This window comes from Echinicola sediminis, assembly GCF_054777495.1.
This window is the reverse complement of sequence record NZ_BAAHAP010000028.1, coordinates 1-13,678: the sequence shown is the minus strand read 5'-3', so window position 1 is coordinate 13,678 and position 13,678 is coordinate 1. Positions and strand designations below refer to the sequence as shown.

Annotated in this window: 11 protein-coding genes; 6 read left to right on the top strand and 5 right to left on the bottom strand. The window is 44.4% G+C overall.

The window, feature by feature from the left end:
* Positions 1–262 precede the first annotated feature (262 nt).
* The 6 genes from ACYVAA_RS09365 to ACYVAA_RS09340 all read left to right on the top strand — a co-directional run bounded on the left by ACYVAA_RS09365 (position 263) and on the right by ACYVAA_RS09340 (position 6,927).
* Entirely contained in the window at positions 263–1,861 is a 1,599-nt protein-coding gene (locus ACYVAA_RS09365; RefSeq protein ID WP_460540862.1) for a sodium:solute symporter family transporter, read from the top strand.
* Positions 1,862–1,864: 3 nt separating this feature from the next.
* Positions 1,865–2,503 carry an L-rhamnose mutarotase gene (locus tag ACYVAA_RS09360; RefSeq protein WP_460540860.1) on the top strand — a complete coding sequence of 213 codons (639 nt, stop codon included), beginning with the start codon at positions 1,865–1,867 and terminating at the stop codon, positions 2,501–2,503.
* A complete protein-coding gene (locus ACYVAA_RS09355; protein WP_460540858.1) occupies positions 2,493–3,563 on the top strand; it encodes a Gfo/Idh/MocA family protein in 1,071 nt (356 codons plus the stop codon). Before ACYVAA_RS09360 ends, ACYVAA_RS09355 begins: the two co-directional genes overlap by 11 nt.
* Positions 3,564–3,579: 16 nt before the next feature.
* Positions 3,580–4,815, top strand: coding sequence for an enolase-like domain-containing protein (locus tag ACYVAA_RS09350; RefSeq protein WP_460540856.1), 1,236 nt, complete (start codon positions 3,580–3,582; stop codon positions 4,813–4,815).
* Between the two features lie 15 nt (positions 4,816–4,830).
* The gene (locus ACYVAA_RS09345) at positions 4,831–5,904 is read left to right on the top strand and encodes a glycoside hydrolase family protein (RefSeq protein WP_460540854.1); all 1,074 of its coding nucleotides are present in this window, start codon (positions 4,831–4,833) and stop codon (positions 5,902–5,904) included.
* A gap of 117 nt (positions 5,905–6,021) precedes the next feature.
* Complete coding sequence (locus tag ACYVAA_RS09340) at positions 6,022–6,927, top strand: endonuclease/exonuclease/phosphatase family protein (RefSeq protein ID WP_460540852.1); 906 nt, start codon at positions 6,022–6,024, stop codon at positions 6,925–6,927.
* Here ACYVAA_RS09340 and ACYVAA_RS09335 read toward each other — a convergent pair.
* The 5 genes from ACYVAA_RS09335 to ACYVAA_RS09315 form a co-directional block, all read right to left on the bottom strand.
* Positions 6,924–7,193, bottom strand: coding sequence for a hypothetical protein (locus tag ACYVAA_RS09335; protein WP_460540850.1), 270 nt, complete (start codon positions 7,191–7,193; stop codon positions 6,924–6,926). The two genes, ACYVAA_RS09340 and ACYVAA_RS09335, sit on opposite strands and share 4 nt — an antisense overlap.
* The gene (locus tag ACYVAA_RS09330) at positions 7,177–8,505 is read right to left on the bottom strand and encodes a PepSY-associated TM helix domain-containing protein (protein ID WP_460540848.1); all 1,329 of its coding nucleotides are present in this window, start codon (positions 8,503–8,505) and stop codon (positions 7,177–7,179) included. The genes ACYVAA_RS09335 and ACYVAA_RS09330 overlap by 17 nt, the downstream gene beginning before the upstream one ends.
* A gap of 67 nt (positions 8,506–8,572) precedes the next feature.
* Positions 8,573–11,032 carry a TonB-dependent siderophore receptor gene (locus tag ACYVAA_RS09325; RefSeq protein ID WP_460540846.1) on the bottom strand — a complete coding sequence of 820 codons (2,460 nt, stop codon included), beginning with the start codon at positions 11,030–11,032 and terminating at the stop codon, positions 8,573–8,575.
* Positions 11,033–11,142: 110 nt separating this feature from the next.
* Positions 11,143–12,102 (bottom strand): SGNH/GDSL hydrolase family protein, encoded by a 960-nt coding sequence (locus tag ACYVAA_RS09320; RefSeq protein WP_460540844.1) that lies wholly within the window; start codon positions 12,100–12,102, stop codon positions 11,143–11,145.
* 6 nt (positions 12,103–12,108) lie between these two features.
* Positions 12,109–13,539, bottom strand: a complete 1,431-nt coding sequence (locus tag ACYVAA_RS09315) for an MBOAT family O-acyltransferase (RefSeq protein WP_460540842.1) — start codon at positions 13,537–13,539, stop codon at positions 12,109–12,111.
* Positions 13,540–13,678 lie beyond the last annotated feature (139 nt).

Here is a 13,678-nt window from a genome sequence, read left to right as displayed (position 1 = left end):
GGTCAGGGCTTAGTGTAACGGTAATGGCTGCGTACTGTATAGGTTTAATAATGCAAAAAAAACTTTGGTAAAGCAAGCTTTAGTAAGACTATGATACGGTAAAGTGCTTCTTTATGCGGAAAGAAAGCGCTTTGGAATTATTTTTCTAGGTCGTTTGACCTAGAAATTAAATAAAGATTTATAACTTGTGGAAAATTATACTAACTAAGACATAGATCAGGCTGTTTTGAAATCAAAGCTGTCCTGTTGGTAATACATGCGTATGGAATCAATATCTACTTGGGATCTGGCGATCACTGTCCTGTACATCGTACTTGTGGTTTTGATAGGGCTATGGTTTAGCCGTAAAAGCAAGAACACCAGCTCGGGTTATTTTCTCGCAGGAAAATCCCTGACATGGGGTGTCATAGGAGCGTCGCTTTTTGCTTCCAATATCTCTACGGTCCATTTAGTGGGCCTGGCGGAGTCCGGTTTTAAGGACGGGATAGTGTGGGGAAATTTTGAGTGGTTTTCTGCATTTGAACTGATCATTTTGGCTTTTGTTTTTGTGCCCTTTTATCTGCGCAGCAAGGTGACCACCTTGCCGGCTTTTTTGGAGAAGAGATATGATGGCCGATCCAGGGTGGTATTGGCCATTTTCAGTATTTTGGCGGCCCTTTTTATGCATATCGGAGTAAGTTTCTATGCCGGAGCGGTGGTGTTTGAAAAGATTTTTGGACTGAATATCCTGATTTCCATTGTTGTTATCGCTGCGGCTACTGGGATTTATACCATCATTGGGGGCTTGACATCGGTAGTGGTGACGGAGACCGTGCAGACAGTCATTTTGATTTTGGGTTCGTTGACCATCACCTTGTTGGCCATTTATAAACTACCGGAGGTGGGAGTGGATTCCTATGATGCTTTGAAGGCGGCCGTTGACGCGGATCGGCTGAAGGCCGTGAGTTTTGACAGCGCACAAAAGGGCTTCACTTTTATGGACATGCTACTGGGGCATTTGGTGTTGGGGATTTGGTATTGGTGCACCGACCAGACGATTGTACAGCGGGTGCTGGGAGCAAAGTCGGAGAAGGAAGCCAAGCTAGGGGCCTTATTTGCCGGTTTCTTGAAGATCCTTCCGGTATTTATTATGGTGGTTCCCGGGATTTTGGCCTTTGCCCTTTTCCGTGAGCAAATAGGCGCGGATAGCAAAAGTGTGCTGCCGGTCATGATCCTTAACCTGCTGCCTGTGGGGCTAAAAGGTCTGATGATAGCGGCCCTCCTGGCGGCGGTGATGAGCAGTGTGGCTGCCGCTTTGAACAGTTGCTCCACACTGATAGTGTTCGATGTTTTTGAAAAACTCCGACCGGGGCTTTCAGATAAGTCCAAAGTACGGATTGGTCGGATAACTGGGGTTGTGGTACTGCTTTCAGCGGTCCTTTGGTCTCCTTTCTTGGGAAACCTGGGCGCCATTTTTGAACTGATCAATCAGATGTTCAGCATTTTTGCCCCTTCCATAGTAGCCGTTTTCCTGTGGGGGGTGGTTTCCAAAAGGGGCACGGCCAATGCGGCATTTTGGACACTACTGGGTGGCAGCTTGTTTGCCGCCACCATATTTATAATAGAAAAATACATCCCTATCAATGGGATTGAAAACTATGTCTCTAATTCAGAGGGACTGGGGCTCAACTGGCTAAGACAAACTTACCTCTATTTTATCTTTTCCTCGATCATCTATGGTCTGGTAACTGTCTTTGATCGTTCTGAACAACTGATACCTGACAACTTCTATTTGCGGGTAAAGCAGCCTTCAAAGGCAGTGAATTTATTGAGCGCGACACTGGTGGCAATAATGTTGGTGATCTATTTCATATTCTATTAAAAAATGGCATCGGCAGGAAATCAAACGCTAGGAATGGTAATAGGCAATGCTTCAGATTCTTGGATGGCTGAACTGAAGGACTTTCAAGCAAAGTTCGAAGTAGGTAAACCGGCCGTCTATAAGGTGCAGGAGGAATGCTTTGTCCATGTGGAGTATAAACCGGCTGTTAATGGTGATTCCAGCCTTGAGCAGTTGGTTGAGCAATGGGGAAACAAGGTGGCTTTTGCAGAAAGAATTTTCAGCAAAAGGCAGACTGCGATAAAGCTTAGGTTACCTCAGCTTTCCATGGCAAGCACCAATGAAGGGAGTAAGAAGACAGTGATGACGCTGGGGCTGGAGAAAGATTCTGCCTTGCTACAGGCCTATAAAGAAGTGCATCAAAAAGTGTGGCCCGAGATAATCGAAAATATGAATACCATGGGCATTTATGAAATGGAACTTTTTATCCACGGTTTCAGGGTGTTTATGGTGATGGAGACCAAAACGGATTTTGATTTGGAACAGGATGCCGAGAGCTGGTCACAGCTGCCAAGGGAAAAAGAGTGGCAAAAGTATGTCAGTCAATACCAAAACGTAAGTGAGGAGGGGGTGAGAAAGTGGAAGCTTATGGAACCATTAAAATGGAGTAAAGATGAAAATTAACCAACTTGCGATCTTACCGGAAAAACCATTGCCTATAGTCATTATCGGTGCAGGGGGGATCGTGAAAGATGCCCATTTACCTGCTTACCAATTGGCCGGCTTTTCCGTTGTCGGGATATTTGATACTGATCCCGCAAAGGCAAGGTCGCTTCAGGAGCAATTCCCTTTTGTAAAGCAAGCCTTTGGCAGTTTGGAAGAGCTTATAGAACAGGCACAGAAGGAAAAGGCTGTTTTTGATATCGCCGTTCCCGCCGGGATGGTCAATAGCATTCTTCAGCAAATCCCAGAGGGATCGGCGGTGCTGATCCAAAAGCCCATGGGGGAAAATATGGAGCAGGCGCGTGAAATCCTCGAAACCTGCCAAAAGAAGAAATTCGTCAGTGCGGTCAACTTTCAGCTCAGGTTTGCCCCTTATATCATTGCTGCCCGCCAGCTGGTCGAGGAAGGATGGCTGGGGGAAATTTATGATATGGAAATAAAGGTCTGTGTCTTTACTCCCTGGTACCTGTGGGATTTCCTGTTTGAGCTGCCCAGGATGGAGATCCTTTACCATAGTATTCACTATTTGGATTTGATCAGGAGTTTTTTGGGCAATCCCCAAAAAGTATACGCCAGTACCATAAAGCATCCTAAACAAAAGGAGCTGGCCTCTACCAGAAGTACCATGATCCTGGATTATGATGAGTTTACACAGGCCAGGGTGATGACCAATCACGGGCATGAGTTTGGTCTCCAACATCAGGAATCCTATTTAAAAGTAGAGGGTACCAAAGGAGCGGTCAAAATCAGGATAGGGCTTTCTCTTGACTATCCCAAGGGTATGCCGCCCAAGATGGAGTATTACCTTTTGGATGATGACAAAGGCTGGAGAGAATTGGAGCTTGAAGGTGGCTGGTTTCCACATGCCTTTATAGGAAGCATGGCCGGTTTGCAAAGATTTGTTTTAGGGGAAACGGATGTACTTCCTCACTGCACAGAGGATGCATTTGATACCATGCGACTTGTGGAGGCGGCATACCTGTCCAGCAGTAGGGGCGGCCAAAGTTTTAGTAGTATTTAAAAAAAATAATAGATAAATGAGTTCAGTAGTAATTAAAAAGGGAATGGCGGGAGATGCCCGTTTCCCGCTCAAAGATGGTGCAGGGTCAGATGCTGTGCATACCACTCCGGTATATGCTTATGCGGTTTGCCGTTTGAGCACAGATGTTGGGCTTGAAGGGGTCGGTTTGGCCTTTACCCTGGGAGCTGGCAATGACCTTGTTTGTAAGGCCATCTCTTATTTGGTCAAGCATTTGGAAGGAAAGGAAATCAATGAGCTGATGGCGGATTTTGGAAAGACCTATAAGGCCATGGTGGATGATCCCAATTTCCGTTGGCTGGGGCCGCATAAGGGCGTGGTGCATTTGGCCATTGCTTCGGTGGTGAATGCCTGTTATGACCTTTGGGCCAAATCAAAGGGGCTTCCTTTATGGCAGCTGCTGATAGAACTCACGCCAGAGCAATTGGTCAATACTTTGGACTTTTCCTATTATGAGGAGGTCTTGACCAGACAAGAAGCGATTTCTCAGCTCCATTCCAAGCAGGTGGGCAAGGTGGAGCGGAAAAGAATCTTGGATTTAGGTTATCCGGGTTATGATACTTCTATCGGTTGGTTCAATTATTCTGACGAGAAGGTAGCTGAAAATATCCGAAAGGCCATGGATATGGGCTTTACGGCCATGAAACTGAAAGTGGGGTCAAAAGAGGCTTCCAGGGACATCCGCAGGGCCCAATTGGTAAGAAAGATCGCCGGAGATAAGGCAACCATCATGTTTGATGCCAACCAACAGTGGAATTTGCCTCAGGCCATTGACATTTGCAGGGAGTTATTGCCCCTGAACCCGTATTGGGTGGAGGAACCCACTCATCCCGATGATGTGCAGGCACATGTGGATCTGGCCAAAGAAGTTCCCGTGAAGCTGGCATTAGGTGAACACGTCCCTAATAAAATTATCTTTAAAAACTTCCTGCAGTCCGGCTGTATGAGTTTTAACCAGGTGGATGCCGTTCGTGTGGGTGGGGTTTCCGAATTTATTTTGATCAGTTTATTGTCCAAAAAATACAATGTACCTGTGGTGCCCCATGTGGGAGATATGGGGCAAATCCATCAGCATTTGGTATTGTTCAACCATATTGCCATGGATCATCCTGCACTTTTGCTGGAACATATTCCCCATTTAAAGGACCATTTTGTAAACCCTGTGGAGATTGTCGAAGGACGCTATAAAACACCCCAAGAACCGGGTATGAGCACAGAGCTGAAAAGTTATTGATAAGCTATAGGATCCATGAAATTAGCAATATTTAGATTTGTAGGGCTTTTTGTTTTGTGCCTCTTGTTTGGGAATAGAGGGTTTAGCCAGGGAGATGCTGCTGAACTATCCTTTATTGCCAAGCATTTGGAATGGAAAGGGATAGCCGTTCAGGATGAAAATTACTCCATTTGGGGCTGTGCCCCTATAGTGGGCGATGATGGCAAAATCCACATTTTTGCTGCCAGGTGGCCGGAAAAGAAGGTGGACCCTGCGTGGCGGAAATCTTCCGAAATAGCCCATTATGTGGCTGATCAGCCCGAGGGACCATTTGTGTTTTCAGATGTTGCGATCAAAGGGACAGGGGAAGATACTTGGGACAAGTACGCCCCGCATAATCCTGAAATAGCCAAAGTTGGCGACAAGTACGTATTGATTTATATTGCAAATACCGACTACCGTCAGCCTCCTCATCCGGGGAACCAAAGAATAGGGATGGCCATTGCGGATTCTCCATATGGGCCCTGGGAAAAGGTAGGAAAGGATGGCTTGATTTTGGGTTTTGATGATCCTGAAAAGTGGAACTACCAGTCCAGGAACGGAGCGGTAAACCCGGTATTCATGGAAAGAGATGGGGAGTTTTTGCTTTACTTTAAATCCACCGGTAAGGAGGGACTGAAGTATGGCTTGGCCATCAGTGACAAGCTGGAAGGGCCTTATGAAATAACCGATCAACCCGTCACTTCAAACAAGGGCGCCTTGGAAGATGGAACCGCTTTTTACTACGAGGACCATGTGTATCTCTTGACAACGGATAATCATGGGCATAATACCGGAATCAAAGGAGGAGGAACCCTTTGGAAATCCAAGGATGGAAAGACTTTTCAATTGAAGGATGCCACGATTGGGTATAAAACCATTGGGGATTACTATAGTGCTTATCAGGAAAACAGTGTGAGGAAGATTTATGGGGGATTGCCCAAATTGATGGAAAGGCCGAAAATATTGATGATGGATGGAAAACCGGCCTATTTATATGGTCCTAGTGGTTGGAATTATTTTGGAGGAGACAGAACGGTTTGTCATGTTTTGAAAATTAATCTTCCCTAGTGGATGCAACCATTCATGGGAAATTGTTAAGGAATCTTATGAATTCTTTGTTTTTTTGGAGGTAAGTAATGTCCATTTTGAATGGAGCAGAGGAAGTAAAAATAGATTTTTAGGTAAATGAAAAAGATAACACTGTTATTGATGTTTGTATGGTCCGTTCCAATGATGGTTTCAGGCCAAAGTACCGATGATTTCAAGGTGATCACTTATAATATCTGGAATGGTTTTGATTGGGGCAAGGATACGCTAAGGAGGAAAGACCTGCAGGAGTGGGTGGGCTCCCAGAAGCCTGATGTGGTGGCCTTGCAGGAACTATGTGCCTATACAGATGAAAAATTGCAGGAGGATGCAGCGGCCTGGGGCCATCCGTACTCGGTATTGCTAAAAACCACCGGTTATTCTGTGGGATTGACCAGTAAGCACCCGATAGAATTGAAGGAAAAAATGCTGGGAAATCTGCACCATGGGGCATTGCATGTACAAACAAAAGGGATTGATTTTTTGGTGGTGCATTTACATCCGGGAAGTATAGAACGCAGAAGAGAAGAAGTGAAAATTCTCCAGGTTAAATTGGCGGAGATAGCAAGCTCAACCGATAAGTTTATGGTCTTGGGGGATTTCAATGCACAAAGCCCCTATGATGAACATTTATATGAGCCTAATGGGGATTTGGTAAAGCGGATGTGGGAAGGCAATAAGGAGAAGGGCTTAGCAGGAAATATGCTGGGCGAGGGTGAACTTGATTTTTCGGTGATGTCGGCTTTTTTATCGTTTCCTTTACATGATGTCACCAGGGAATTTGCAGCCGGAATACTTGAAAGGGGCAGCTTTCCCGGAATGATCCTGAGCAGAGAGTCTGGGGAAAGCAAAGCTCAAATGATGGGTAGGCTGGTCCGCCTGGATTATATCATGGTTTCCGAATCATTGTACCCAACTTGCCGTACGGCAAAGGTCCATAATGGCAAAGACAATTGGTACCTGTCGGATCATTATCCGGTCAGTGCGTCTTTTGCTGTGGACTAATAGAAAATATAGATCAGCCCCAAAAGGCTCAGTGTAAGGTGCAAAACAGATAATGGTCTTTTTTTTCGCCTAAGTACTGCGAATGTCATGAAGGAAAGCAGCAAACAGGTCATCCCTTTTATTTCTATGCCCGGTGTTTTGGCCAAGGGATTTACCTGTGACCATTGATGGAAGTAATAGAGCAACATTCCCATAAACAAAAGCCCTGTACTAAGGACCGCCGGGATGAGGTAAAGTTCATTGATACGGTCAAGTGGTCTTTTCATATTCCTTTTTTTGGGTGGAATGGAAGTGCCTGCTACCTAGAAGGAACAGTTTTCTTAAAATGACGATCAATAAGAAACCATAAGTAGCAGTAGTGACAATAAGCGAAGGAATGCCGATGCCGTATCGGAGACTTAAAATACCGATAAGAACGATAAAGGCCATCATGCCAGCAGTCCACCTCAATAGCAAAGGTTTGAGTGCTAGGGCATCTTCTTTTTGGCGTTGTTTTTTGATCCTTTCCAGGTAAATGATGAATCCGCTGAGGGACAAGAAGCCCGAAGACAGGGCAAGGATACAATAGAACAATTTGATGGGGAGTCCAGCGTAATCGCCAAAATGAAGGGCTTCTTGGACATAGTACAGCTTGGCACTGAAATCCTGGTCGCTGATATTGTATCGGTGTTCTATGGAATAGTCGGCTTTGTCAAAAACCAGTTTGTTGGACCTCCTTTCATAAACCTGCCCCGCTACATTCCCATATACATGAACGAGGCCTTCTCCGGTAGTCGTAGGCCTAATATACCAAGGCTGCAGCTCTGGAAACTCTTCCTTTGTTTTGGAGACTATGGCATCATAGTCCAGGGCATAATGTGTGTCTTCTTCTTTGGTAAGGGGCTTTTCAGACCGGATGAACTCATTGGGCATTTTGATGTCCAGTCCTTCCATCAGATAGGATTGCAGGCCCAGCCAGGCACCTGTAATGGCAATGATCAGATTGAAAAGCAGGGCGGACATGCCGATCAGCTTATGGAGGTCTGCTTGGGTAATGCGGAGATTTTTCCTCCGTATATTTCCAAAAGGCTGCTTTTTCATGAATTTTCCATAAATCAGCAGACCGGTGATGGTGGATATCAACAAGGCAATCCCTGCCAGCCCTACGATCTGCCTGCCAAATTGCCCTTCATAGAAACGGACGTGCAGGTTGCGCAGGAAATAGCTGAAGGTTTCGTAATAGTTTCTTTCGCCACGGATTTCCCCGGTATAGGGATTGACAAAGACTTCCCAAAACATGGGATAGAAGGCATCGGGTTCATTGGCTCGAAGGCGTATGTTCCAGGTGTCCAGATAAGCCTTGGGCATTTCGACCTCAAAGAGCTGCATATCAGGATGCGCTTTCAGTACCTCTTGCACTGTAGTGGCCAGTGATACAGTGGAATCCTGGGCGGCTACTTTGGTCAAATGGGGGTTAAGGAGGCGATCTACCTCAGGTCGGAACAGAGCTGCAGCACCGGTGATACTGAGAAAGGCGATCACGACTCCGCAGTATACACCGATCCAATTATGTATTGTCCAAAGTAACTTTTTGTCCATCGTCGTTTAAACCCGAAAAACTTCCGGGAATTCCCGGAAGTTTTCGTATTAAGAATACTTTTCCAATTTAGAAGGTATAGGAGACCGTAGTCATCACGTTTCTAGGTGCTCCAGGGAAGGCGCGAATATAATCATATCCTCCTACCCAGTGGGTTTTGTCCAGGATATTGTTGATGTTCATCTGAATCTGGAACTTGTTCATTTTGTAATAAACGGCCGCATCCACCAGTTGGTAAGAAGGAAAAACGGGAGGTTCGGCTGTGGATCCCAAAGAACCGAAACGTTCTGTTACAAAATTGGCTCCTAAGCCAAAGCCCAAGCCCTTGAAGTAGCCATCATGGAAGATGTATTTGGTCCAGACATTCCCTGCATGTTTGGGGGCATTGGGTTTCTGTCTTCCGATCAGGTTTTCGTCGTCACTTTCTTCTATGGTGGCCTCATTGAATGAATAGTTGGCGATGACGCTCCAATTGTCGGTGATTCTTCCGGCCAGGTCCAGTTCAAAACCCTGGGAAACTTCCTTGCCTGTCTGAACCAAAAGATCAGGATTTCCCGGTTCGTTTGCACTATAAAGAGCACCTTTGTCTATCAAGTGGTAAAGGGCAAAAGATGCACTTAACCTGCCTTCAAACCAATCGCTTTTTGCACCGATTTCTTTCAATTCGCTGGTAAGGGGATCAAAGGGGCCTCCGGCCAAAGGATCGTTGATGACAGTAGCTGTTTGGGGTTGGTAACCCTGTACGTAGGTACCGTATACATTGATGTTTGGTTGAACGGCATAGACTAGGCCTACTCTTGGGATCAAGGCATTTTGGCTTACCTTTTCTTCATCTTCGCCTTTGTAGTTGAGCACATCGGTATAATATTCCTGTCTGAGTCCGAGCAATACTTTCAGCTTGCCGAAATCTGCCTGCTCTTGGAGATATATCCCGTGAGAGTGGAGTTGGGACTGGGCATAGACATTCGAGCTGTAAATGTATTTGCTGAGGTCTCTCAGCTTATTGGCAAAGGGATCCGTAAGGTCAAAATGTTCTACCACAGGAATAGGGTTGCCATTGGCATCCAGCGCATATTGGTCTTTATTAGCCGGATTATAAGAATTGATGGAGCCCGTTCGGTCAGCAGTCAGGTAGCCTCTGGCCTGTAGCTGGGAGCCTCCAGGGTGGAGGGCCTGCTGGAAATAGTCGTAACCTACCAGAAGTTTGTGATCGATACTTCCTGTGCTGAAGTCATAATTGAAATAGTTGTTGAAGTTATTGTTGCTCCAGCTTCTTTTTCGCATGCCCACTCTCATTTCCACTTTTTCGATATCGAGACTTCCATCGCCCAGATTGGCGAATTTATTATTGCCCCGATGTTCTAAGAGGTCCTCGCTGTAATTGGACCTCATGTAGATGGAGTTAAAGCTGAAACCCTCAGAAAACTCATGGCGGAGGGAAATGGTGGCGTTGATGCTTTCTTCTTTTAGGTAATCATTTGCTGCATTCAGCGATTTGGTGATGGGAACGGAAAAAAGGTCGCCGTTTCCAAATACCGCTTGTCCTCGGTCCAGTCTGCCATCTGATTTCTGATAGACGATATCAAAATTCAATAGTGTTTTGTCTGAGGGCAAAAAAGAGAAAGAAGGAGCTATGATCAGGTTTTTGTCATATTGTAAATCACGGAAGTTACCTGAATCTTCATAGCCAAGGTTCAGTCGGTAGAGCAGGGTTTTGTCCTCGCTCATGGGGCCGGTAAAATCTCCCAAAATCCTGAAGGTATTGAAGCTGCCTACGGTGGAGCTTATAGACTGTCGCGCCTCTGGAAGTGGCTTTTTGGTTACCCTGTTGATGGTCCCGCCGGCTGAAGCATTGCCGAAAAGTGCCGAGGCAGGGCCTTTGATTACTTCTACCCGCTCAATATGAGGGATCAATTGCTGCTTCCAAAAGCTGGTAAAAGCCCTCATGCCATTGACCAGGTTTCCAGAAATGTCCTGGCCTTTGATTCGGTGGCCGCGGATGGTAATGTCATTATAGAAGGTGTATTGATTTACCCCGCTGATGTTTTTGACCACATCATTGACCCTGAACGCTCCCTGGTCAAGTGCCAGCTCCTTGGTTACATAACCAATGGACTGGGGCACTTCCCTAAGCGGGGTGGAGGATTTGGTTCCGATGAACGAGTTGGTGTTCTTATAGCTGGTCTCTGCCCGTCCAAGAATTTCCACGGTCTGCAGCTGCATTTGGCCTTCCTCAAGCTGAACATCCAACTGGGTGGTTTGGCCTTCTTTAATGCTCAGGGTTTTGCTTAGTCCTGCATAAGCGAAAGAGTTAAAGACCGCCGTATAGTTTCCCGCTGGGATATTGTTGATGGTATAGTGACCATTTTCATCGGATAATGTACCCAGCTTGGTGTCTTTTAAAAGTACATTGATATAGGCGATGTTGTTGCCGTTTTGATCTTTTACCGTTCCTTTGAGCTGCCCTGTCTGTGCAAAAACAAAGGTGTAGGCACAAACAAGCACGGCTGTTAGTAGACTATATTTCATGGACTGTTTTATTTAGACTAATTCTTAACAGCTGCAAAGCTAGGCCATTTTTTTGAACCAGTCCAAATAAAACTGTTTTTATTTAGATTTATTCTTATTTATTGATGGACTTATTTTAATTTGGCCTGTTGTTTTTGTCTGTAGAGGCTGACCAGTTTATCATTGATGAAGGTCGAAAATTGTTTGGCTCCTTCTGGGTTTAAGTGGGTTTCATCATAAAACAATTCGGTTTTTTTCTCCTGATAGGTTTCGTAATTCCAGAAGTGGATGTTTTTCTTGTCCTTATAACCTTCCAGAAAATTCTGTCTTCTTTCTGACATTAAAGGGAGTGTTTTTTCATTGTTTAGGTAAAATTTGGGAGGTGAAATGAAGATAATTTCTATATCCCGGGAAGTACACTCTTGGATGAATGAATGGAGGAGCTCGGTGTTCATTTTGTAGTTTTCTTCATTTACTTCATTCTGAAAGTCAAGTCCTTTGAACAGTTCTCCGGATTTTTGCAACTTTTCCACATCATAGCCATATTCTCTGAAGAGGTCATTTCGCTTGGAAAGCTTGTAGATGAACCCGTAATTATTAAAGAGCTCCATGTTATCGTTGTCGTACAGATAGCTGGCCATTAGTTTTATATAAAATTGGAAGTTGGCTGTGAGTAAAAAATGGTTCTTGATGGTGTTGGTTTGATTCTGTACCCCATAATAGATGTTCAAAAGATGGTTGCCTTCCCAACCATCACCGTTATTTCTCTCTAGAAAACCAAGGGAAAGATCAAAGAACACATATTTGAGATTAGGAAGTTCTGACGCGTATTTATCGAAAAGCATCAGATTGGTATTCACAGCACTTCCGACATGGGCAAGTGAAGCAGTGGGAATGTCAAAAAATTCTGGATTCATGGCCCGGAAGGAATAGGAGGGGCCAAGAATAAGGACCTCGATCGAATCTTTGTGTTCTTTCAGGTGGTTTCTTTTGGCTTTATAAGGATTTTCCCTAAGAAATATTTCAATTGGTGTCAGTAACAGCACCATAGGGAGAATAAATAGTCCAACTTTTATCAGATAACGTTTCATGGCGGTTTAAAATTGAAAGTATAAGAAATCTTGAGATCTGCCACCGTAGAAGAAAATGGCGTATAGTAATAAATAATAGCTTCCCAACTTCACTGGACTTGAAATTTTCAATCCTGTCATGTCGAGTCCATGTTCCTTTTCACGTTGGAACCACTCCACTACAAACATTATAAGCATGCCTATAAGGGCTCTTTTAGGAGGAAGGAATGGCGTGCTAAAAAGGGATAAGTCAAATAATCCTGCGGTGTATTCTACACTTCCGGTAACGGATTGAATCCCAAAGAATGCTCCGGTCATAGCAAACAAAAGGAATGTCTTTAACATTAATCCGGCTTCTCCAAGAGTGGGGAAAATCCTTCCTTTGGCAACCACGGTTTTGTATCTTTTTCTGTTTTTTGAAAATACCAACGTCATAAACAACAGCCCATGAAGGACGCCCCAAATGATATAGGTCCAATTGGCGCCGTGCCAGATTCCTGTGATCAAAAAGATGAGAAATATATTTCTGGCCACCTGCCATTTTTTAAATCCTTTGAACCGATTTACTAAATAGTCCTTGAACCAGGTGATCAGAGAAATGTGCCAGCGTTGCCAGAGTTCTGCAATGTTTCTTGAGAAAAAAGGGAAGGCAAAATTCTTCATCAATGTAAAACCGAAGAGTCTTCCAGTTCCAATAGCAATATCCGAATAACCAGAAAAGTCGCAATAAAATTGTACGGCTAGCATTAAGAGCCCTAAAAATAAGGTGCTGCCGGTGTGGTCCGAGTAATTGGTAAAAACTTCTCCTGTAAACCGGGCTAAATTATCGGCAACTACAATTTTTTTAAACAAGCCCCAAAGAATCTGGCGCATACCATCAGCAGCCTTATCATATTCAAACACCCTTGGTCGTTGAAACTGGGGAAGCAACTGGGTCGCTCTTTCAATGGGACCTGCCACCAATTGGGGGAAAAAGCTTACATAGGCAAAGAAGGAAAGGAAATCCTTAGTTCCCTTAAGTTTGCCATCGTAGACATCAAAAGTATAGCTAAGTGTCTGTAAGGTGTAAAAACTAATTCCAACTGGCAAAATGATATTTAGACGGTGTACAGTAAAAGGCTGGCCCAACAAGGTGAATGTATCCACAAAGCTGTCCACGAAGAAATTATAATATTTAAAAAAGCCCAATAATCCCAAGTTGACAATAATACTAAGCGATAACAGCCATTTTCTCTTGCGAGAAGAGTCTGTTTGGTTTAAGAGATTACCAACAGTAAAGTCGACGATACTGCTAAAGGCTATAAGGAATAAAAATCGCCAGTCCCACCAACCATAAAAGATGTAGCTTGCTACCAACAAAAGGGCGTTCTGGAACCTGAGGTTTTTGTGAAAAACAAACCAATATAAAAAAAACACACAAGGTAAAAATATACCAAATTCCAGAGAGGTGGTTAGCATTTGATATGTAGATTTAAAGCCTTAAGGTAACATTACAAAACTTTTGAGCTCTTGCTTGACAGAACATTGGATTTGACTGCCCAACACCTAAACACAAATAATAAGCAATACCCATTGGGAATTGCCCATCCAACTAAAT